At 38.6% G+C, this 20,249-nt stretch carries 18 protein-coding genes; 8 read left to right on the plus strand and 10 right to left on the minus strand.

What is annotated here, in order from left to right:
- Positions 1 to 191: 191 nt before the first annotated feature.
- Positions 192 to 2,399 (plus strand): OsmC domain/YcaO domain-containing protein, encoded by a 2,208-nt coding sequence (locus tag FTU66_RS10945; RefSeq protein ID WP_180112798.1) that lies wholly within the window; start codon positions 192 to 194, stop codon positions 2,397 to 2,399.
- 180 nt (positions 2,400 to 2,579) lie between these two features.
- Here the strand turns inward: FTU66_RS10945 and FTU66_RS10950 are convergent, their stop codons facing one another.
- From FTU66_RS10950 to FTU66_RS10960, 3 genes are all read right to left on the minus strand, one after another.
- Positions 2,580 to 2,894, minus strand: coding sequence for a DNA-binding transcriptional regulator (locus tag FTU66_RS10950; protein WP_004973819.1), 315 nt, complete (start codon positions 2,892 to 2,894; stop codon positions 2,580 to 2,582).
- Between the two features lie 415 nt (positions 2,895 to 3,309).
- Positions 3,310 to 4,605, minus strand: coding sequence for a Y-family DNA polymerase (locus FTU66_RS10955; protein WP_180112799.1), 1,296 nt, complete (start codon positions 4,603 to 4,605; stop codon positions 3,310 to 3,312).
- A 40-nt stretch (positions 4,606 to 4,645) separates the two neighbouring features.
- Positions 4,646 to 5,260, minus strand: coding sequence for a LexA family transcriptional regulator (locus FTU66_RS10960; protein WP_180112800.1), 615 nt, complete (start codon positions 5,258 to 5,260; stop codon positions 4,646 to 4,648).
- A gap of 198 nt (positions 5,261 to 5,458) precedes the next feature.
- Here FTU66_RS10960 and FTU66_RS10965 point away from each other — a divergent pair, with 198 nt between their 5' ends.
- Entirely contained in the window at positions 5,459 to 6,040 is a 582-nt protein-coding gene (locus FTU66_RS10965; RefSeq protein WP_180112801.1) for a hypothetical protein, read from the plus strand.
- Positions 6,041 to 6,132: 92 nt separating this feature from the next.
- On the plus strand, positions 6,133 to 7,320 hold the full coding sequence (locus FTU66_RS10970) for a phosphotransferase enzyme family protein (RefSeq protein WP_180112802.1): 1,188 nt from the start codon (positions 6,133 to 6,135) through the stop codon (positions 7,318 to 7,320).
- A 239-nt stretch (positions 7,321 to 7,559) separates the two neighbouring features.
- On the opposite strand, the gene FTU66_RS10975 is transcribed toward FTU66_RS10970, so the two are convergent.
- Positions 7,560 to 8,018, minus strand: coding sequence for a DUF2147 domain-containing protein (locus FTU66_RS10975; RefSeq protein ID WP_180112803.1), 459 nt, complete (start codon positions 8,016 to 8,018; stop codon positions 7,560 to 7,562).
- Between the two features lie 420 nt (positions 8,019 to 8,438).
- Between FTU66_RS10975 and FTU66_RS10980 the strand changes: the two genes are divergently transcribed.
- From FTU66_RS10980 to FTU66_RS10995, 4 genes are all read left to right on the plus strand, one after another.
- A complete protein-coding gene (locus tag FTU66_RS10980) occupies positions 8,439 to 10,298 on the plus strand; it encodes an ABC transporter ATP-binding protein (protein WP_167846013.1) in 1,860 nt (619 codons plus the stop codon).
- A 227-nt stretch (positions 10,299 to 10,525) separates the two neighbouring features.
- Positions 10,526 to 11,554 (plus strand): AraC family transcriptional regulator, encoded by a 1,029-nt coding sequence (locus FTU66_RS10985; protein WP_096902549.1) that lies wholly within the window; start codon positions 10,526 to 10,528, stop codon positions 11,552 to 11,554.
- A gap of 71 nt (positions 11,555 to 11,625) precedes the next feature.
- Positions 11,626 to 12,000: a glycine cleavage system protein GcvH gene (gene gcvH, locus FTU66_RS10990; protein WP_104851960.1), complete on the plus strand. Its 375-nt coding sequence runs from the start codon at positions 11,626 to 11,628 to the stop codon at positions 11,998 to 12,000.
- A gap of 294 nt (positions 12,001 to 12,294) precedes the next feature.
- Positions 12,295 to 13,485 (plus strand): MFS transporter, encoded by a 1,191-nt coding sequence (locus FTU66_RS10995; RefSeq protein ID WP_180112804.1) that lies wholly within the window; start codon positions 12,295 to 12,297, stop codon positions 13,483 to 13,485.
- A 123-nt stretch (positions 13,486 to 13,608) separates the two neighbouring features.
- Here FTU66_RS10995 and FTU66_RS11000 read toward each other — a convergent pair whose 3' ends face one another.
- Complete coding sequence (locus tag FTU66_RS11000; protein WP_104851962.1) at positions 13,609 to 14,667, minus strand: 3-deoxy-7-phosphoheptulonate synthase; 1,059 nt, start codon at positions 14,665 to 14,667, stop codon at positions 13,609 to 13,611.
- Between the two features lie 517 nt (positions 14,668 to 15,184).
- A complete protein-coding gene (locus FTU66_RS11005) occupies positions 15,185 to 16,300 on the minus strand; it encodes an S-(hydroxymethyl)glutathione dehydrogenase/class III alcohol dehydrogenase (protein WP_004973720.1) in 1,116 nt (371 codons plus the stop codon).
- A 237-nt stretch (positions 16,301 to 16,537) separates the two neighbouring features.
- On the opposite strand from FTU66_RS11005, the gene FTU66_RS11010 reads away from it, so the two are divergent.
- Positions 16,538 to 18,061: a phospholipase D family protein gene (locus FTU66_RS11010; protein ID WP_180112808.1), complete on the plus strand. Its 1,524-nt coding sequence runs from the start codon at positions 16,538 to 16,540 to the stop codon at positions 18,059 to 18,061.
- A 77-nt stretch (positions 18,062 to 18,138) separates the two neighbouring features.
- On the opposite strand, the gene FTU66_RS11015 is transcribed toward FTU66_RS11010, so the two are convergent.
- The 4 genes from FTU66_RS11015 to FTU66_RS11030 all read right to left on the minus strand — a co-directional run bounded on the left by FTU66_RS11015 (position 18,139) and on the right by FTU66_RS11030 (position 20,145).
- Complete coding sequence (locus FTU66_RS11015) at positions 18,139 to 18,729, minus strand: uracil-DNA glycosylase family protein (RefSeq protein WP_104851964.1); 591 nt, start codon at positions 18,727 to 18,729, stop codon at positions 18,139 to 18,141.
- 32 nt (positions 18,730 to 18,761) lie between these two features.
- Positions 18,762 to 19,214 carry an XRE family transcriptional regulator gene (locus FTU66_RS11020; protein WP_180112805.1) on the minus strand — a complete coding sequence of 151 codons (453 nt, stop codon included), beginning with the start codon at positions 19,212 to 19,214 and terminating at the stop codon, positions 18,762 to 18,764.
- Positions 19,211 to 19,354, minus strand: a complete 144-nt coding sequence (locus tag FTU66_RS11025; RefSeq protein WP_179994187.1) for a hypothetical protein — start codon at positions 19,352 to 19,354, stop codon at positions 19,211 to 19,213. The genes FTU66_RS11020 and FTU66_RS11025 overlap by 4 nt, the downstream gene beginning before the upstream one ends.
- Positions 19,355 to 19,434: 80 nt before the next feature.
- Entirely contained in the window at positions 19,435 to 20,145 is a 711-nt protein-coding gene (locus FTU66_RS11030; RefSeq protein ID WP_004973578.1) for an SGNH/GDSL hydrolase family protein, read from the minus strand.
- Positions 20,146 to 20,249 lie beyond the last annotated feature (104 nt).

Genomic DNA, 20,249 nt, shown 5'->3' on the forward strand with positions numbered 1-20,249 from the left:
AAATCTGTATTTATAGCATTATCAATTCACCCAAATCACTTTATAATGTTGCCGCATATTCTGGAGTCGCTATTATACCGTTGCGATGACTTCAAACCTCATTTTTAAGTCTTATTCTCCCTCTTGATTCGGCTTATAAATCAATATTTTATAATTTTGTGTCTGAGTAGGCACATACAATAGGTGCCTGCATGGAAATTAAAGTCAATTATTTAGACAACTTGCGTCTTGAAGCTAAATTTGACGATTTTACCGTCATTGCCGATCAGCCCATCCGTTATAAAGGCGATGGTTCTGCGCCAGGCCCATTTGATTATTTCCTTGCGTCATCTGCATTGTGTGCTGCGTATTTCGTGAAGGTTTATTGCCAATCACGTGATATTCCAACCGATAATATCCGCTTATCTCAAAACAATATTGTCGATCCTGAAAACCGTTATAAACAGATTTTTAAAATTCAGGTGGAATTGCCTGCAGATATTTCTGAAAAAGACCGTCAGGGGATTTTACGTTCTATTGACCGTTGTACCGTAAAGAAAGTCGTGCAAACAGGCCCTGAGTTTGTGATTGAGCAAGTCGAAAGCATTGATGCCGATGCACAAGCTTTGCTGATGCCGAACTTGACTTCATCTCAAGCGACTTTTATTGCTGGTAAAGATTTACCGCTTGAAGAAACTATTGCCAATATGTCGGGTATTTTGGCAGGTTTGGGCATGAAAATTGAGATTGCCTCATGGCGTAATATCGTGCCAAATGTCTGGTCATTACATATTCGTGATGCGCAATCGCCAATGTGTTTTACCAATGGTAAAGGCGCAACCAAAGAAAGTGCATTAGCATCTGCTTTGGGTGAATTCATTGAACGTTTGAACTGTAACTTCTTCTATAACGATCAGTTCTGGGGTGAAGAGATTGCCAATGCCGAATTTGTGCATTATCCAAATGAAAAATGGTTTAAGCCTGGCCCAAATGGTGAATTGCCTAAAGAAATTTTAGATGAATATTGCTTAGAAATTTATGATCCTGAAGATGAGTTGCTGGGCACACATTTATATGACACCAACTCAGGCAATACTGAACGTGGTATTTGTTCATTGCCATTTGTGCGTCAATCCGATGGTGAAACGGTATATTTCCCATCAAATTTAATTGAAAACTTATATTTAAGTAACGGGATGAGTGCAGGTAACACGCTTGCAGAAGCGCAAGTGCAGTGTTTATCTGAAATTTTTGAACGTGCAGTGAAGCGTGAAATTATTCAGGAAGAAATGAGCCTGCCTGATGTACCGCAAGAAGTTTTGGCAAAATATCCAAGTATTGTGGCAGGTATTCAGGCTTTAGAAGAACAAGGTTTCCCAGTATTGGTGAAAGATGCGTCTTTAGGCGGTCAATTCCCTGTCATGTGTGTGACCTTAATGAACCCGCGTACAGGCGGTGTTTTTGCTTCGTTTGGTGCACATCCAAACTTTAAAGTCGCTTTAGAGCGCAGCTTAACTGAACTATTGCAAGGGCGTAGTTTTGAAGGTTTAAATGATTTACCACAGCCGACCTTTAGCACGAATGCGGTAACTGAGCCGAATAACTATGTTGAACACTTTATTGATTCTAGTGGTGTGGTGTCTTGGCGTTTCTTTAGTGCGCAGGCAGACCATGAATTTGTAGAGTGGGATTTCACCAACAATGGTCAATATAGCAATGTCGAAGAAGCTGAGGCTTTATTTGCGATTTTAGAAGAAATGGGCAAAGAATCCTATATGGCGATTTATGAACATTTAGGTGCAACTGCTTGCCGAATTTTAGTCCCTGATTATTCAGAAGTGTATTTGGTAGAAGACCTGATTTGGGATAATACCAATAAAGCTTTGCTGTACCGTGAAGACATTTTAAATCTGCACCGTTTGGATGATGAGCAACTTGAAGCTTTAGTTGAGCGTTTGGAAGAATGTGAGCTAGATGACTATACCGAAATCAAAACCTTAATTGGCATTGAATTTGATGACAATACCGTTTGGGGGCAGCTCACCATCCTCGAATTAAAATTGTTGATTTATTTGGCATTAGAACAGTTTGAAGAAGCTAAAGATTTAGTCGAAGCATTCTTACAATACAACACCAATACCGTAGAACGTGGCTTGTTCTATCAATGTATGAATGTCGTGCTTGAAGTTATTTTAGATGATGAAATGGATATTGCCGATTATGCTGTCAATTTCCGCCGTATGTTTGGCAATGAACGTATGGATGCAGTCATGGGTTCTGTTGAAGGCACAGTACGTTTCTATGGTCTAGCCGAAACCAATATGCAGCTTGAAGGTTTAGATCGTCATTTACGTTTAATCGACAGCTACAAAAAACTGCATAAAGCACGTGCCAAGTTTGTTGGGCTGAATAAAGACTAATCTTGCAGAAGTAGAACGCTGTTCTGATTTGAATCACCGTCCAAGAAAAAGACTCGGCTTTAAAAGTCCGAGTCAGGTATTATGGCAACAACATGGTGTTGCATTTCAAATGCTATCTAAGATTTGCTGTTGCTATAGGAAAGGCAAAATAATAACCCTCGTTGTTGAGGGCTATTTCATTTAAGCGAGATGGTCACGAACAAATTGAGGATCTAAAATAAACAATTTAATCAGTGATTGAGCTGCTCCTGAAGGTCTTCTAACACCTTGCTCCCAAGATTCCAATGTACGTTTAGAGATACCTAAAATTTTAGCAAATTGATCTTGAGTGAGTTCAGACTTTCTTCGTGCTAAAGCAACATCTGTTTCATTGATCACAGTTTTTCTTGCTGCGTTATTAGCAAGCATTTGTTTAACGCCTTCTAATAATTCAACATTTAAGTCTCGTTTTGCTTCTCGAGCTTCCAATTCTTTGTCACTTAATAAACGACTCATTTCAGTAACTCCGCTAATTGTCTAAGTGTCTTTTTCTCAAGTTGGGTAATTGTGTCTTTACTATATAAGGTCAATAACCAAATTTCGCCATTTGCTAAACGGTTGTAATAAATTACACGAACACCACCTTGTTTACCTTTACTCTTTCCACCCCATCGAATTTTACGAACGCCGCCAGTACCAGGTTCTACATCTCCTGCTGTAGGGTTCTCGGCAATGAAAATTTTAAAGTCATTGTATTGTTCTTCAGTCCAATAGTAGGGATATTCATTGGTAAAAAAGTAGTCTCACAGATGGTATACATCAAACACCTTTATACTACTTTGTAGTGTTTAATTGTATACTACTTTGTAGTACTTTTAAGCATTAAATTAGGTCTCATATTGTGAGCTTTTTTAGCCCAATCAAATAACTGCTAATCACCAAGCGCCAATAAACCTTCCCAGCTAAAATAATTCGGGCTTAAATGGCTGCGCTGCATCGCCCAAGTTCGATCTTGCAATTTACATGCTCCAATGGCGAGTTTTTGCACACCAAATTTATTTTTCACGGTATCCAACACTTGCTGTAATTGTTCCTGTTTTTCAATGGCGTCAGTATCTGTAAGCAGGTCGTGAATATAGCTTTGTTTGGGTTCAAGTCCCGTTAAAATCACACCACATTTTTTAAAGGCAATTCCTTCCTGAAATAGCGTTGTCACATGCTTCATCATGGCTTTGTTCATGAGCAAAGCAGAATCTGTTGGCTCATTGAAAGCAATAGTGACCGATTGATTGTAAAAAACTTGGCGCGGATCAAAACGGTTAGATTGCGCAAAAATGATCATACAACCACATAAACTTTTTTCAGCTCTGAGCCTTTGCACAGCAGATTGTAAATAATCGCTCAAAGCTTCTGAAAGCGCATGAATATCTGTTACACGCTGCCCAAAAGAACGTGAGCTGATGATTTGCTGCTTACTTACGGTATTGTGCTCCAGTTCAATACATGCTGTACCTGTGAGTTCAAGAATGGTTTTTTTCATCAAAATAGAAAATTGGCGCTCCATTTGGTCTGGATTGCTTGTTGCTAGATCAAATACAGAACGGATACCCAATGATTGTAATTTTTTAGCGTTTTTGCGTCCCACACCCCAGACTTCAGCGGCATCAATGTGTTGAAACAAGGCTTCTTTGCTGCATAAATCCATATCCAGTAAATTACATACGCCGTTGAAATAGCGGTTTCGCTTAGCAAGATGATTGGCTAGTTTGGCTTCAGTTTTACTGTGACCAATACCGACACAGACAGGAAGAGCCAGCCATTGCCATAAAGTTGCTTTAATTTCTTGCGCTAATTCATTTAAGTCGGTCTGAGAATATGAATTCAGTTCAATAAATGTTTCATCAATTGAATAAATTTCAATATCTTTGGCACTAACAAATTGTTGAATCGTATTATTAAAACGTCTGGACATTTCCGCATAAAGTGCATAGTTACTTGAAAAGACAGCAACATCGTGTTGTTGAATCAATTCTTGAACTTGGTAAAAGGGCACAGCCATTTTAATGCCAAGTTGTTTGGCTTCCTCGGAACGTGATACCACGCAACCATCGTTATTGGAGAGCACTACTACAGGACGATGATTCAAATGTGGTTGAAACAGCCGCTCACAGCTCACATAACAATTATTGATGTCAATCAGCGCAAAAATTTGCTTTAAAGGTTTCATGTATATTCTGCTTATTTGACTTTTATTATGGTGTGCTGGTTTAAGCCATCAAGTTTTTTAAGTTCCACGTCACCACCGCAAAGACTTCAAACGTTTGCCCATCTTTCAGGTAAATGCTGTCATAGTCGGGACTTTCTGCTTTAAGCCAAGCTTCAGGCAAAGTGGCAGGGTCATAGTCTTCACCAAAATGTTCGGCCAATTCACTTTTGGACATTTTGGCTGTAATCATCAAGCGTTTAATAGTCAGGTCTTTTTGGTCAATTAATGCGACCACAATACTGCGGTGTTTGGCTTCTTTGCTGCGATCTACCAGTACAATATCGCCGTATTCAAGCCCAGCATTCACCATAGAGGTGGTGCGTACCACATTTAAAAAGGTCGCATTTTCATTGGAAATGAGATATTCATTCAGATCAATATTTTTATCAATATAGTCTTGAGCAGGCGAAGGAAAACCTGCAGGAATGGATTCTATTGTTACGGGAAGATGCAGCGTTTTTCTTTTAGCAAGCGCTTGAAAATCATGCTGATTCAGCAATTCAATTTGTTCAAGCAGGGCATTAAGGCTAGGGCTGGGTTTACCATCGCTGCCCATGATTTTTTGTAATGACGCCCAAGCAGCGTCAGAGAAGTAAATAGGTAACTTCTTAGACATGAGATTACTCCTACGCAACGAGGCGTGTTTGAAGTGAAATTTGATGTGTTGATAGCATAGCTGAAAACATGATTAAGATTCAATCTACGTCGATAATTGATTGCTAGATATAGATCACACTCTACGATTGCATAGCTATACAAATACAAGCCTTTCCGTTAGGATTTTTCTATCGCAGCAGCATATTTAGAGATTGGCATGCATATTGTTGAAGACATTTATTTAACGAAAGAAGAAGTTGAATCTTTACTGTTGGGATTAATCAATTCACAACTTGAACCTGAGTTTTTAATGCAGGATTTCATTAAACATCAGGTCTGGTCTTTGGCTGAATATTTTAAGCAAAATACTGAACATGAAATTGATTTTGCGCAAATCAGTTGCCCGATTAAAGTCAAAGCGGAATATCAAAATCATCGTTTAAAACGTCATTTTCTGGTTGAGTTTCATCTGACCACCACACCTTTTTTTAATTATGAGCCAGAAGAAAATAGCGTGGCTTACTCCTACATGATGAAAGATTTTTATCTGACCGATATTATTTTTTATGATGCCTATACGGGTGAAAATTTGCAGGCTTGGATGCAAAGAAGATTCGTGATTTTGCAGGGTGAACGTGAAATAGAAGTGAATTCATTGTCATGGTATGCAGATTACAATTTACCGCAAGTTACGCAAAATATGGTGTCTTTTGTGAATGAAGCCGCTTATGACACGGGTTTAGATCAGATTGTAGATGAAGTCAATTTACGTTTACGACAAGCCAAAACAGTTAATTAAATAGATAATATTCATCTAAAAAATGGTTGTTTGAGATGGATGATGGGGAATATACGATTACACAATACTGATCAAGTTAAGGAATATCTAAAATGACCACAATCACACATGATTTAGGTCATGGCATGGGGAATGACTGGGAACATAAAGATTGGGCACATCTGACTGTCTCAGAATTACACAACCTGCAACCGTATTACCCATGTTTGCAAGGGGGTATTCAAATTTTGTGGTGCAGTCCGCGCCCATTTTCATCTGCCGCAGTGATTGAAGTCACGCAGGATGCAGCCAGTACAGATAAAATAGGAAGTCGCTCGTATTTCATTAAACGCAGTCATCGTTCATTTCGTAATGCGCAAGATATTTTGCAAGAGCATGCTTTTTTGCGACATTTAGCCAGTAAAAACATTCCTGTTGCGACATTAATTGCCTCGAATTGCGGACTGACCGCTTTAGAAATGGGCGACTGGACTTATGAAGTCTACGAAAAAGCAGCAGGTTTTGACTTATATGTCGATCAGCAATCTTGGACGCCGTTTTTCTATACAGAACATGCTGCAAAAGTGGGAAGTTTGCTTGCCAAATTGCATGTCGCCATGCAGGATTTTCCTGAGTTACATGGCAGATCGGCGCGTTATTTGGTATCGAATCAGCAGCTTTTAGAAAGTGAAAATATTGTAACGGCTATTCAGCAACGTATTCAAAATAGCCCTGAATTGAGCCGTTATTTTGCCGATAAAAACTTAGACGCCGTTTTTTTAGAGCGTGTATCTCAGACGCATCATAAAATTAAGCATATATTGCAGCAGACCACTAAAATTTGGACGCATAATGATTTGCATGCTTCCAATCTGTTTTGGTCTGCGCAAAGTGTCGATGCCAATATTACAGCGGTAATTGATTTTGGTTTATCAGATCGAAATTCAGCGCTTTATGACCTTGCGGTCACGATTGAGCGTAACTTTATAGATTGGCTGGCTTTAGAACATACATCACAAATCAATATTGACGAAGCGGGTTTAAGCGCGTTTTTACAAGCGTATTTTGCAGAAATACATCCACAACAAGACTTTAGTATTTTGCCAGAGTTGCTAAAAATTGTGCATTTGGATTTCGCATTTTCAGAGCTTGAATATTTTGTCGGAATTACCCAAAACCTGAAACATGCCGATACTGCTTATTATGATTGGATTGTTGGGCATGTAAATTGGTTTTTTGCAGAGCAAGGACAGCAATTTACCCAGACTTTTACTCGATTAATTCAACGCGAATTGTCATAATCTGCACAGCTAAATGCAGGGTGCTGTCTTCAGATATCTTATTTAACATAATGTACATTATGCGCAATGGTATTGTAAGCCCAAAGTAGAAATGTCCGGTTTCTCCAAAGTAAAAATGTCCGCTTTTAGAATATGCACTTTTGCAATTTTCTTAGCGGACGGTTTGATATGTTGGTGTCTATGTCGGATAAAGAACTATCTTTCAATCAAGTAGCTTCAAAAATACGCCGTACAATCTGTTAAAGTTTTTTCCAAGTCATCGTGCTAATCGCATTCGCGCTCTTGGCTTTGCCATATACTTTCATTTGATTATTCGCCGCATTTAATTGAGCATCAATTTTATAGACATAACCATCTTTCGGGTTAATCCATTGTCCTTGCGAAAATTGTTTTGGATTTGAATTTGCTACCAAGCCTTCTAATGCCTGCATGCCTTTTATGGGCTGATTCTTTAAGTTGCCTTGGCATTTGCTACATACCTCTAATTGAGTTGTGCCTACCGACAATAAATTTCGAGTAATTACAGCACTATATTCCGAAGTTTTAGAGTTCTTACGAATCACAATTTCCGCAATATAATGCCCTGTATGATCATCAATTACTTTCCATGTACCAATCAATGGATCAAATGGCATGGCTTGAACAGGAAAAATAAATCCAAAATATAGTGCAATTGCACCTAAAAAGTTACGCATCATAAAAATATCAACTTAAAACCAATTTACAGCACGGTTGTGCTAAAAATGGGCGTGATTATAGCAATCAATGTTGAGTTTAAATAAATTTTTCATAAAAATTAAATATTTATATGCTATTGGTTCGATGAAATATCATTAAAAATGTGAACCAATACGCTTTTTATGGGTAGATGAATTTTGATGCGTTGCAGCTTTATGCATAAAAGTGAATCTGTAACGTGGTTTTGTATGCCAATTAATCATCTATATTTCTTCTTTCAACATTTGCTGTGTTATGGCGTAAACTAGACCTACAAGCTGTATCACTATAAGTTAAGAAATATTTATAGAAATAGTCTTAGCTTTATCCCAAGTTTTTGTTTTTACAGTTTTAAATCTATCTGTCTTTAAATTTAAGTTTAGTCATCAAGGTAACATCGTATGCTCAAGTGGTTCGAGAAACTTATAGATCCTTATCCAAATAAAGGTTTGACCGAACCCTTACCAACTACGTTTTTTGCCTTTGTTTGGCAAGCAGCTTCAGGTGTACGTCCATATTTATTGTTATTGGTTTTATGTACTGCAGGCGCTGCCAGCTTTGAAGCTTTGCTATATGCAAAAATTGGCGATTTAGTCACATGGCTTAGTCAAAGTCAGCCAGATACTTTCCTTGCACAACATCAACAGAACCTTACTTTGCTGTTTTGTATTTTATTGGCCAATATCTTTTTTGCCAGTGCGCAGTCAATTGTGAAGCATCAAATGTTATACAGTGGTTTTCCAATGCGTTTGCGTTGGCGTTTCCACAATTTAATGCTGCAACAAAGTCTGGATTTTTTTCATAACGATTTTGCAGGACGCTTATCTGCCAAAGTCATGCAAACCGCCTTAGCAGTACGCGAGTTTTGGGTCATTTTGGGCGATATGCTTGCCTATGTATTCATTTACTTTATTACGATTAGCCTAGTATTGGGCGCAATTTCTCCAATGCTCATTTTGCCGTTATTATTATGGTTGGCTTTATTTATTCTTGCAGCAGCTTATTTTATTCCGCGTTTGAGCAAAGTATCTAATGAACAAGCCGATGCACGTGCGGTGATGACAGGACGCGTGACCGATGCTTATACCAATATTCAAACCGTAAAATTATTTGCGCATGCAGGTCGCGAAAGCCAATATGCCAAAGCGTCGATGCAAGAATTTATGTTGACGGTTTATAAACAAATGCGTTTGGGCGCTCAATATGAAATCAGCATCAATTTATTAAGCGTGGTGTTGTATGTGGGCGTTTTAGGTACAGCAATTTGGCTCTGGTTAAATGGCCGTGCAGAATTGGGGATTATTGCTGCCACTACAGCCATGATTCTTAAACTCAACAGTATTGCCGAGTTTATGATGTGGCAGACCTCTGCCCTGTTTGAAAATGTCGGCACCATTCAAGATGGTATGAAAACTCTCGGACGTCCAATTGCGATTCAAGACAAAGCCGATGCAAAACCATTACAAGTTGCTCAGGGCGAAATTCAGTTTAAAGATGTCAGTTTTGCTTATAACAGTAAAAACGTGATTGATCAGTTTAATCTGCATATTCGTGCAGGCGAAAAAATTGGTATCGTGGGACGTTCAGGCGCAGGTAAATCGACCTTAATTCAATTGCTTTTACATTTTTATGAGCTTAAACACGGCTCAATTATGATTGATGGGCAAAATATTGAAGATGTGACCCAAGACAGTTTGCGTAAAAATATTGCACTTGTGACTCAAGATACTTCGCTATTACACCGTACTGTGGCTGAAAATATTAAATATGGTCGTCCTGACGCGACTGATGCAGAAATGTTTGAAGCTGTACGCAAAGCCAAAGCCGAAGAATTTATTCCACAATTGACCGATTTACGTGGCAAAAAAGGCTATGAAGCCTACGTGGGCGAACGGGGTGTTAAACTTTCAGGTGGACAACGTCAACGTATTGCCATTGCCCGTGTTTTCTTAAAAGATGCGCCTATTTTAATTTTAGATGAAGCCACCAGTGCGCTCGACTCTGAGGTTGAAGCGGCAATTCAATCGAGCCTCGATGAACTCATGCAAGGTAAAACTGTAATCGCGATTGCACACAGACTATCTACCATTGCACAAATGGATCGTTTAATTGTGCTCGATCAAGGACGTATTGCAGAACAAGGTACGCATGATGAACTGGTGGCTATGAACGGAATTTATGCACAACTTTGGCAGCGTCAAACAGGTGGTTTTTTAATTGAACAAGATAAAATCGTAAAACCATCGACTGATAAAAATTAGCATCTCCAGCAACTTTGCTGTAACTCAGGCTTTGATGAAATGCAGATTTATCGCATATAGTCAAAGCCTGTTTTGTCTAACAATTTCCATAGAATTTCTTTAATTTTCATGCCAAGATGCAATATGTCATCTACGTTCTTATGTCGCCGTTTGGCAAACTAAGATATGCATAGATGACAGTCGCTAAGGCAAATTAAAATAAAATTAGCAAATGCAATGGAACATGCATGAAAACAATATCAGCACGTCAGGAACAAGGTGTTCCAGGGGTTTATGGCTTATTGGTTTTGGATGTTGTATCCCGTTGGGGTTATAACGCAGATACCTTATTTGCACCATTTCAACTCAATAGCGAAATGTTGGCAGACCCAGAATGTCGTATTCCTACACCTATTGCCAATGAGTTGGTTAAACATGCTTTAAAACTTACAGGCGAATCGACGCTCGGTTATCATCTTGGTACGCAAATGCGCATTTCTATTCATGGCTTTATTGGCTATGCGATTATGACTGCGCATGAAATTAGTGATGCGCTGATTTTAGCCAATCGTTTTATTCAACTGCGTATGCCCTTTTTACAATTGTTTTTCTCGACTTTTGGCGAAAAAGCCAGTCTGCAATTGCAGTGTGATATTCACATGGAACCTTTACGCACAGAAATCGCCATCGCTTTAATTATTGGCATGATCACCATGAGTAAAGCCATGACAGGTACAGAACACTTTACGGGCGAAGTCGATTTTGACTTCCCAAAACCTGCGGGTTTTGATCAATATTTTGCGAAATTTCCTTATCATCAATTCCGTTTTGATCAGCCGTATTTAGGTTTAAGTTTTGATAAGCAATATCTGGGCTTAAAAATGATTAATGCCGATCCTATTGCCAGTCAAATTGCGATTAATCAATGTGAAGCTGAGCTTTCAGCTTTAGGTGAACGTCGCCGAATTTCTATGCGGGTGCGTGATATTTTAACTCATGCAGAACAGCATTATTTAAGCATTGAAAATGTTGCCGACTATCTACACATGTCCGACCGCACACTCAAACGTCAACTGGCTGCAGAAGGTACTTCATTTTCAAACTTGGTCGATGAAGTCCGTTATCGACATGCGACTTCCCTGCTTTCCCGTACCGACTACACGCTAGAACAAATTGCCGATGAATTGGGTTATAGCGATGTGGCTAATTTTAGTCGTGCTTTTAAACGCTGGAGTGGACGCAGTCCGAGCAATTGGCGTAAAGATCCGTATTTATAAACTTTTGTTTTTGGCAAAAAGCATGTATAAAACATGGCAAAAAGATTCGATACAATTTAAGGAGTTATCAAATGAATCACCCTGCTGAATTAAAATATGCAAGAACACATGAATGGGTGCGTATTGAAGGTGATTTGATCGTCACAGGTATTTCAGACCATGCACAAGATGCTTTAGGCGATTTGGTCTATGTAGAAGCACCTGAAGTTGGTCAAAAAGTAATTGCGGGTGAACAAGCAGGTGTGGTTGAGTCTGTTAAAACAGCTTCAGATATTCACGCCCCTGTTTCAGGCGAAGTAGTTGAAGTGAATAGCAATTTAGAAGATGACCCTGACTTTGTAAATGATGAACCGTATGGCAAAGGCTGGATTTATAAAATCAAGCCAGACAATATGGCAGATGTGGAACAGCTTTTATCAAGTGCGGACTATGAATCTGGCTTATAAGCCTTAAATTTGTAGTGTTTAATCGCTCAAATTCAAAGAAATCAGCTTCGGCTGATTTTTTTTGCATTGCAATTTGCGAAATAAATAAAATTATCTTTATTTGATAAAACAATTAAAAAAATAGAATTAAAATCTAATTTTAGTTTTAATTTTATTAAATAACTATACTTTTCACATAAATGGGTTTATTATTTTTTGCATGATCTTACTGTGTGATGACTTCCAATAACAAAGCATCTGTATAACAAAGTACACATTGCACGCTACTCCACTCACCATATATAGGTTTAAGTTATGTCAGCTATAAATGTCGAACATTTATGGAATAAGTCGTTTATTCTCTGCTTATTCAATAACTTGTTCTTATTCATATTTTATTTTGCGCAAACGACAATTTTGCCTATTTATATTGTGAATGAGTTGGGTGGTAGCTTGTCACAGGCAGGTTTAGCCATGACTTTGTTTATGTTATCTGCAATCGCGATTCGCCCATTTAGCGGTTTGATTATTGAAAAATTTGGTGTAAAGAAAACCTTATATGTTTCTGAAATCATGTTTTGTCTGTGTAGCGTGGCATACATTTTTGTAGATAGTTTACTGTTTCTACTCGTACTGCGTTTTTTACATGGGATTTGGTTCAGCATTGTCACCACAGTTACCGTCCCTATTGCCAATAACTTTATTCCAGACAGTCGCAAAGGTGAAGGTATGGGCTATTTTTTGGTGTCAGTAAATTTAGGGATTGTATTGGGACCTTTAATTGGTTTAAGTCTGATTCAAAGTGTTTCTTATGCCAGTATTTCTACCTTACTATCCGTCAGTGTTTGGGTAGGTTTCGCCTTCTGTTTAATGATTCCAATTGCGACCCAAAAAGTAAAAACTGAAACAACACCTAAACGTAAATTAGGGCTTCAAGATTTTGTAGAGAAAAAAGCAATTCCTGTATCACTCATGGCGATGATGGTTTCTTTCGCGTATGCCAGTATTATGTCATTTATTTCCACCTTTGCAGAATCACGCAATATGCTGTCTTATGCGAGTTTATTCTTCGTGATATTTGCAGTTTCGATGATGATTTTGCGCCCAATTACAGGCAAAATTTATGATCGTAAAGGGGCGAGTTATGTGATTTATCCTGCAATTATATTATTTGCTTTAGGATTAATTGTCTTGAGTCAGGTACACAGTGTATTCGGTTTTATGTTGGCTGCTGCATTAATTGGTGTAGGGTTCGGGTCTGCCCAACCTTGCCTGCAAACCATTTCAATTCAACGCTCCCCTAAAGATCGTATTGGTCATGCCACATCTACGTATTTTTGTTGTTACGATATTGGTATCGCCTTAGGCGCGTTAATTCTAGGTTGGATTATTGCGGGTTATGACTATACCGCAGCGTATTTGCTCTGTGCTGTTGTGACCTTAATCAGTTTAATTTTCTATAAATTTGTTGTGGCTAAACAACCTAATGTAGATATTCAGGCTTAGTTTTTAATAGCAGCAAAAGAATTGTTATTTTAAAAACTAATCTAAGAAGAGTTGATTTTTAAATACTCTCCCACCCAAAAAACCTGAAATTTCAGGTTTTTTGGGTTTCTGGAGTTTTATTTTTTATGCAGTTTTAGCCAAAACCTGACGATTTAAGCTTTCAGCGACCTCAATAAGCAGTTGTTCAGTCTTATCCCAACCCAAGCAGCCATCGGTAACAGATTGACCATAAGTCATCTCGCAAGAAATCTTTTGATTTCCATCCACCAAATGACTTTCTAACATGATGCCACGGACTTGCGTCTGTTCACGTTCTGCCACAATGGTACGCAAGACTTGCGGTTGTTGTTGTGGGTCTTTATGGCTGTTACCGTGACTACAGTCAATAATCAATGCAGGCAACTGCCCTTTGGCTTTGTGCTGAATTTTCTCAATTTCTGCCAATTGATAATTTGGCCCTGAATTTGCGCCACGTAAAATTAAATGCGCGTGTGGATTACCTTGTGATGACAAAATAGCAGGTAAACCCGACTGGCTCATTCCCATGAATTGATGTGGATGACTTGCCGATTGAATTGCATCTAATGCAATTTGAATTGAGCCATCAGTTCCGTTTTTGAAACCAATGCTATACGGCATGGCGCTAGAAATTTCACGGTGAATTTGTGATTCACTGGTACGTGCGCCAATTGCACCCCAAGCCAGTACATCATCAAAATATCCCGTTGCCATTGGGCTTAAAATTTCAGAAGCAATTGGTAAACCCATTTCTATAATTTGTAGATACAGTTCACGTGATTTTTCTAAGCCTAATTGCATGTTTGCAGAGCCATCTAAGTCTGGGTCATACAAAAAGCCTTTCCAGCCTACCGTAGTACGTGGCTTTTCGATATAGGCGCGCATCACCAAGAAAATTTGATCTGAAACTTGGCTTTGTAATTGTTTTAATTTTTCTGCGTATTCGAGTGCTGCTTGCGGATCATGAATTGAACAAGGTCCTGTAATGACCAATAAGCGAGGGTCTGTGCCCGCTAAAATGTTCTGAATAATCTGTCGATGTTGTGCGATTTGTTGTTTTAGCGCAGATGAAAGTGGGAGTTGCGCTTTGAGTTGATGCGGTAAACTTAAACTAATTTCAGTATTGTTGGTCTGTTGTTGTAAAGCAGTATTTAAAGCATTCATTGGTCTGTTCCTTTGGACTGTTTCTCTTTTTTACAGTCCGATCATTTATTTCAGCGTTATGGGTCTAATGGATTGCAAGGTTTGAGTCATAGATTGACTAAAGTAAAACCAATAAAAGTTGCTAAAGTATGAATAATTAACGTTGTACATGATTAAATCTCCGAAAAACCTATAAAATTCAAAACACCAGACATAAAAAAACCTGATCAGGGTTGCCGATCAGGTATCAACTGGTGGGCAACCTTTTGCCCGAACGCGACTCAGGCAATCATTGAAACTGCCAAAAGTAATAGTAAGCGTTTGCGATTAAAGGTTGCTTTAACATCTTGTTTTCATCAAAAAATGAGCTGTTAAAATTAAAATACGCTGTATTGTTCCGTTTGGCAATCCTTTTTGTAAAATAATTTTTATTGGATGTATTTATTAAAATTAAGCTGCTGTTTTAGCGAATCCAGGGGTTAAAAAAACCAAGCCGAAGCTTGGTTTTTGTTGGGTCTTTATTTAAGCGCGTTACTCATCATTGATCAAAATGAATCACACTACGAATAGATTTACCCTCATGCATTAAATCAAAGGCTTCATTAATTTGGTCTAGCCCCATGGTGTGCGTTACAAATGGTTCGAGTTGAATATCACCCTTCATAGCTTCTTCAACCATGCCTGGCAATTGCGAACGCCCTTTTACACCGCCAAATGCAGTTCCTTTCCAAGTACGACCTGTCACCAATTGGAATGGACGAGTTGAAATTTCCTGACCTGCACCTGCAACACCAATAATAATGGATTGTCCCCAACCACGATGCGCACATTCCAAAGCGGAACGCATCACATTGGTATTTCCAATACATTCAAAAGAATGATCTACGCCCCAACCTGTTTTTTCCACAATGACTTCCTGAATTGGGCGGTCATAATCTTTTGGATTTAAGAATTCGGTTGCACCAAATTGTTCTGCCAATTTGAATTTCTCTGGGTTGGTATCAATGGCGATAATACGGCTGGCTTTGGCTTTATGCGCACCTTGCACAACTGCTAAACCAATACCACCTAAGCCAAATACCGCAACGGTATCGCCTTCTTGGACTTTTGCAGTATTTTTAACTGCACCTAAACCAGTTGTAACACCGCAACCTAATAAGCAAACTTGCTCATGATTGGCTTCAGGATTAATTTTTGCTAAAGATACTTCAGCAACTACCGTATATTCACTAAAGGTTGAACAGCCCATGTAGTGATAAATCGGTTGTCCATTATAAGAAAAACGTGTCGTGCCATCAGGCATTAAACCTTTACCTTGTGTCGCACGTACGGAAACGCATAGGTTGGTTTTACCAGATTTACAGAATAAACATTCGCCACATTCTGCTGTGTAAAGCGGAATCACATGATCGCCTGGTTGAACACTGGTCACACCCTCACCAACTTCAACCACAATACCTGCACCTTCATGGCCAAGAACTGCAGGGAAAACACCTTCAGGATCTTCACCCGATAAGGTAAATGCATCGGTATGGCATACCCCTGTGTGGGTAATTTTGACCAAGACTTCTCCAGCCTGCGGCGGTGCAACATCAATTTCAACAATTTCAAGCGGCTGACCTGGGCCGAATGCGACGGCTGCACGTGATTTCATGAGCAAATTATCCCTAAAAAATACATTAACAGATGATAAGGGGCTGCTGACAATTCGTCTATGTTTGCGATGTGAGAGAGATATCTCGCAAGCTATTTATAAAATATCAACAGACTCTCACAATACCCTCTTTCTATTCAGAGTTTCAAGCATTAACATGAGGATAATCTCCATGTATAAATACAGAATGACTTAAGAATAATCATGAAGATCCAAAGACCTTGTTACTGGCTTGGAATGTTGGCTTTTTTCGCTATTTTACTGACAGGATGCAGTTTACCGATGAATCAAGCGAGCAAAGATAGCCCTGTTGAGCATTATGTAGATCATTGGCTGAATGGTCAGGAAATTGATGCACATTTATCCCAAAATTTAACAGCGTATCTTTCTCTAAATGATGCCTTTAGTAGCATCGCCTCGCGTTTATATTTGATTCAAAAAGCACAGCACCATTTAGATTTACAATATTACATTTGGGAAGATGATTTAATTGGTCAGTTGATGTTGGCTGAACTGCTCAAAGCTGCAGATCGTGGTGTAAAAGTTCGTTTATTAAATGATGATCAAAATGGTACGCAACTTGATCCAACCTTAAAACGGCTTGCTCAGCATCCTAATTTTGAAATAAAAATTTTCAATCCGTACAAATATCGGCATTTTCGTGTGATGGATTATTTGTTTCGTTTTAAACAAATCAATCGCCGTATGCACAATAAACTAATTATTGCCGATGGGGCGATTGCCGTGACAGGTGGGCGTAATATTAGCCGTGAATATTTTGATGCCAGTGAAAATTTTCAATTTACTGATATGGATATTCTATTCTATGGCAGTGCTGTCCCCCAAGCCAATGCCGTGTTTTTAGAGTTTTGGAATGACGAACTAAGCTATTCAGTAAAGCAATTATTAGGCACAGGCAACGCGTTGCAATTGAGAGAATTGCGTAATCGCTATGAATTAAATGCCAAATATAAAGATAAAATTCGTGAACGTGTGGCTAACGCGCAAGAAGAAGTCAGCATCAAATTAGAACAACATCCTGTACAGTGGGTATGTGCGCATTTTGTGGCAGATTCTCCGAATAAAATTCGGGGTACAGCTCAAGGCGAGCAACTGATTTACAAACAAATGTTAAAGTTAATGGGTGAGCCCAAACAACATTTAGAACTGGTTTCTGCCTATTTTGTCCCAACAGAAGATGGTCTTAAAACACTCACTCAACTGGCTGAAAAAGGAATACAGATACGTGTATTGACCAATTCATTTTTAGCCAATGATGTGCCTTTGGTACATGCATTTTATCAGCAGTATCGCGTAGATTTACTTAAATCAGGTATTCGTTTATATGAATTTAAGCCTTATATTGAACGAAAAAAGCGTACTTGGTATGAAGTTGCAACGGGTAACGTAAATCCTGCCAAAGGCAAAAACGCCTCGAGTTTACATGCCAAATTCTTTGATATAGATGGCATGGTCTTTGTAGGTTCTTTTAACCTTGATCCTCGTTCTGCAAAATTAAATACCGAAGTTGGCTTGGTGTTAGAGTCTGAACAATTGCAAAACGATGTTTCTCAATCTTTAGACCGCTATTTGCCACAAATTGCGTATGAACTGCAATTAGACGAAAACGGTCAAATTATTTGGTTAGATCATCAGGCAGATGGCAGTATTCAAACGTATCATCATGATCCTGAAACCACACAGTTTCAGCGTTTTATGATGAAAACAGTTTCATTATTCCCTATTGAATGGATGATGTAATGACAATAGATAGACATTAATTATGGAAGCGTATTTTTCTTTCTCTGCCATCACTGTCTACAATTATTTAAAGTTACTTATAGTAAGCCTATTTCTTTAAATAAGTTAAAATACGCTTCTGCCTTTTTCTCTAAAGCTAAAGGATAGGCTCGTGAAGATGAAGGCATCCGATATAAATGCAGCTCACGCTTGGCAAAATAGCAATGTGTCGCCTGCCCAATTTGAGGTTTTTCGGCAGATTCAGGCATAGATAACATGAGTGTATCAGTCGCTTTATCGCCTGTGGTCATAATGCTTTGACATAAAGGTATCTTGCTTAAAAGTGCTGCAATATCCATTGGTTTTTCAATCTGTAAAAATTTGTCTGATGCATTGCCTTTTAAGCGAATCACCTGCTGCGCCGTATCTGAAATAGCAATGCCAGTGGTGTTTAAAAAATCAATAATTTTATGAAGATGAAAATTTTTAGCTTCTAAATCTAAAAAGTAGTTTTTATCTTGAAAAAAGCATAAGCCCAAAATTCGCCACATATCATTTTGATAATTCGGATAATAAAAATCCATTTTCCAACGGCTTTTAGGTGGTGGAAAACTCCCAAGCATTAACAGCTTGGCATTGGCTGGTAAAAAGGGTTCGAGTGGATGGGTTTCTATTTTAGAATCAGACATTTATAGATTGAACCTTTGGTCTTTAAATTAAGCTAAGACATTGCAGTACGAGCAACTTCATAATGATTTTTATGTAACTTCCCTTGATTGAATAACCATGTCGCAACTTCTGGCCAAAAATACATTGCAGATCTAGATGCAAGTCCATACATCGGACGTGGAAAGTTTCCGTCACCACGTTTATTTTGCGCATATAAAGATAATGCTTGACGAGTCATTCCAGCACGTTCAGCCATTACTGCCAAAGTTGAATAACCTTGCTCTTCTACTATCAGATCATGAAATCCTAATGAGCGAATATTGTCTAATGTTGAGTGAATCGCTTGTTCTGCATTTTCAGCTTCACGGTCAAACTCAAGATAAATTGTATCGTTATAACTGCAAACTAATGCATCATCACAACCCGCTTCAAAGAACTTATCTTCTAGCACAGACAGATCAGAACGTGCGTCACGTACCACAACAGTAAAGTGATAGTTATTCATAGTTCATCTCTATGACATTGCTTTACTTTACGCAAGATTTGTTTTGCATGTGCTGATTTACCTGAATCGACAACATCCCAGCCGTTTTCAATCGCATATTCAATTGCTTCGCGAATATGTTTATTGGGATGTTTCTTCATATTTTCATTCTGCTTGATGATTTAATTATAATTTAGTGTTGACGATTGTTAACACTATACCATTATTTAAGTTAATTTACCTAAAACCACTCCAAAATCCTATCCGAGACTTCTTTCCCCCAAATCTGGTAAATTTCTTTACTTGGATGAAAACCATCTTTTGCCATTTCTAAATTCATGGATTGATATTTTCGAATATCATATTCAATCCACTGCATATCTTCTTGTTGTGCAATCATTTTTTCTAATTGTAAGTTCATTTGTTTGGCGTATTGTCCAAATAGCCAAGACAAGGGATTGGGCAATGCGGGAAATAAATGCATTGGTGGAACCCCCGTAGCAATGATTAATTCAGGTTGGAATTTCGCTTGAATAAGTTGATAAAAATGTTGCTGTTGTTTAATCCAAGTCTGTGCCGACATTAAGCGTGTTACATCGTTGACACCAACAGAAGTAACCACAACATCATATTTTTGATTTACCAGTTTTTTCGTTTTTTGAATGACTTGTGAGGTAGTATCTCCAGACTGCGCCTCTAAACGCCAATGTACTTGGTACTGATGCTGCAAAGCAGAAATCACCGCACCTAAAAGCGCATCATTTTGATGTGCTACCCCAACGCCTGCAGCGGCAGAATCGCCTAAAATCAATAATGACAGCGTTTGCCCTTGCCCTGTAATACCTTCTCGTGCGCCTTCGGCTTCAGGCAATCGGATCGTGTTCTTTTTAACACGACTTCCCTGAATCACCAAAGCGGGAATTAAGGCAAGGGTTGCTGTTCTAAGCCACATCACATTTCACTCTTAAATACGAAAACCGAAAATACAAATTTTAAACCCAAACAAAAGTAGAGACTCAAATATAAAAATAGCATCGTGTCATTTAAAGTGATTGC

It is taken from the genome of Acinetobacter sp. YH12131, from assembly GCF_013418635.1.
GTDB lineage: Bacteria > Pseudomonadota > Gammaproteobacteria > Pseudomonadales > Moraxellaceae > Acinetobacter > Acinetobacter towneri.

Coding starts and splice junctions, on each gene's coding strand:
- FTU66_RS11020 (WP_180112805.1), bottom strand. CDS start 19,214: ATGAATAACTATCACTTTACTGTTGTGGTACGTGACGCACGTTCTGAT.
- FTU66_RS10950 (WP_004973819.1), bottom strand. CDS start 2,894: ATGAGTCGTTTATTAAGTGACAAAGAATTGGAAGCTCGAGAAGCAAAA.
- FTU66_RS10980 (WP_167846013.1), top strand. CDS start 8,439: ATGCTCAAGTGGTTCGAGAAACTTATAGATCCTTATCCAAATAAAGGT.
- FTU66_RS11030 (WP_004973578.1), bottom strand. CDS start 20,145: ATGTGGCTTAGAACAGCAACCCTTGCCTTAATTCCCGCTTTGGTGATT.
- FTU66_RS11015 (WP_104851964.1), bottom strand. CDS start 18,729: ATGTCTGATTCTAAAATAGAAACCCATCCACTCGAACCCTTTTTACCA.
- FTU66_RS10945 (WP_180112798.1), top strand. CDS start 192: ATGGAAATTAAAGTCAATTATTTAGACAACTTGCGTCTTGAAGCTAAA.
- FTU66_RS10960 (WP_180112800.1), bottom strand. CDS start 5,260: ATGTCTAAGAAGTTACCTATTTACTTCTCTGACGCTGCTTGGGCGTCA.
- FTU66_RS11000 (WP_104851962.1), bottom strand. CDS start 14,667: ATGAATGCTTTAAATACTGCTTTACAACAACAGACCAACAATACTGAA.
- FTU66_RS10995 (WP_180112804.1), top strand. CDS start 12,295: ATGTCAGCTATAAATGTCGAACATTTATGGAATAAGTCGTTTATTCTC.
- FTU66_RS10965 (WP_180112801.1), top strand. CDS start 5,459: ATGCATATTGTTGAAGACATTTATTTAACGAAAGAAGAAGTTGAATCT.
- FTU66_RS10985 (WP_096902549.1), top strand. CDS start 10,526: ATGAAAACAATATCAGCACGTCAGGAACAAGGTGTTCCAGGGGTTTAT.
- FTU66_RS10975 (WP_180112803.1), bottom strand. CDS start 8,018: ATGATGCGTAACTTTTTAGGTGCAATTGCACTATATTTTGGATTTATT.
- FTU66_RS11010 (WP_180112808.1), top strand. CDS start 16,538: ATGTTGGCTTTTTTCGCTATTTTACTGACAGGATGCAGTTTACCGATG.
- FTU66_RS11025 (WP_179994187.1), bottom strand. CDS start 19,354: ATGAAGAAACATCCCAATAAACATATTCGCGAAGCAATTGAATATGCG.
- FTU66_RS10955 (WP_180112799.1), bottom strand. CDS start 4,605: ATGAAACCTTTAAAGCAAATTTTTGCGCTGATTGACATCAATAATTGT.
- FTU66_RS11005 (WP_004973720.1), bottom strand. CDS start 16,300: ATGAAATCACGTGCAGCCGTCGCATTCGGCCCAGGTCAGCCGCTTGAA.
- gcvH (WP_104851960.1), top strand. CDS start 11,626: ATGAATCACCCTGCTGAATTAAAATATGCAAGAACACATGAATGGGTG.
- FTU66_RS10970 (WP_180112802.1), top strand. CDS start 6,133: ATGACCACAATCACACATGATTTAGGTCATGGCATGGGGAATGACTGG.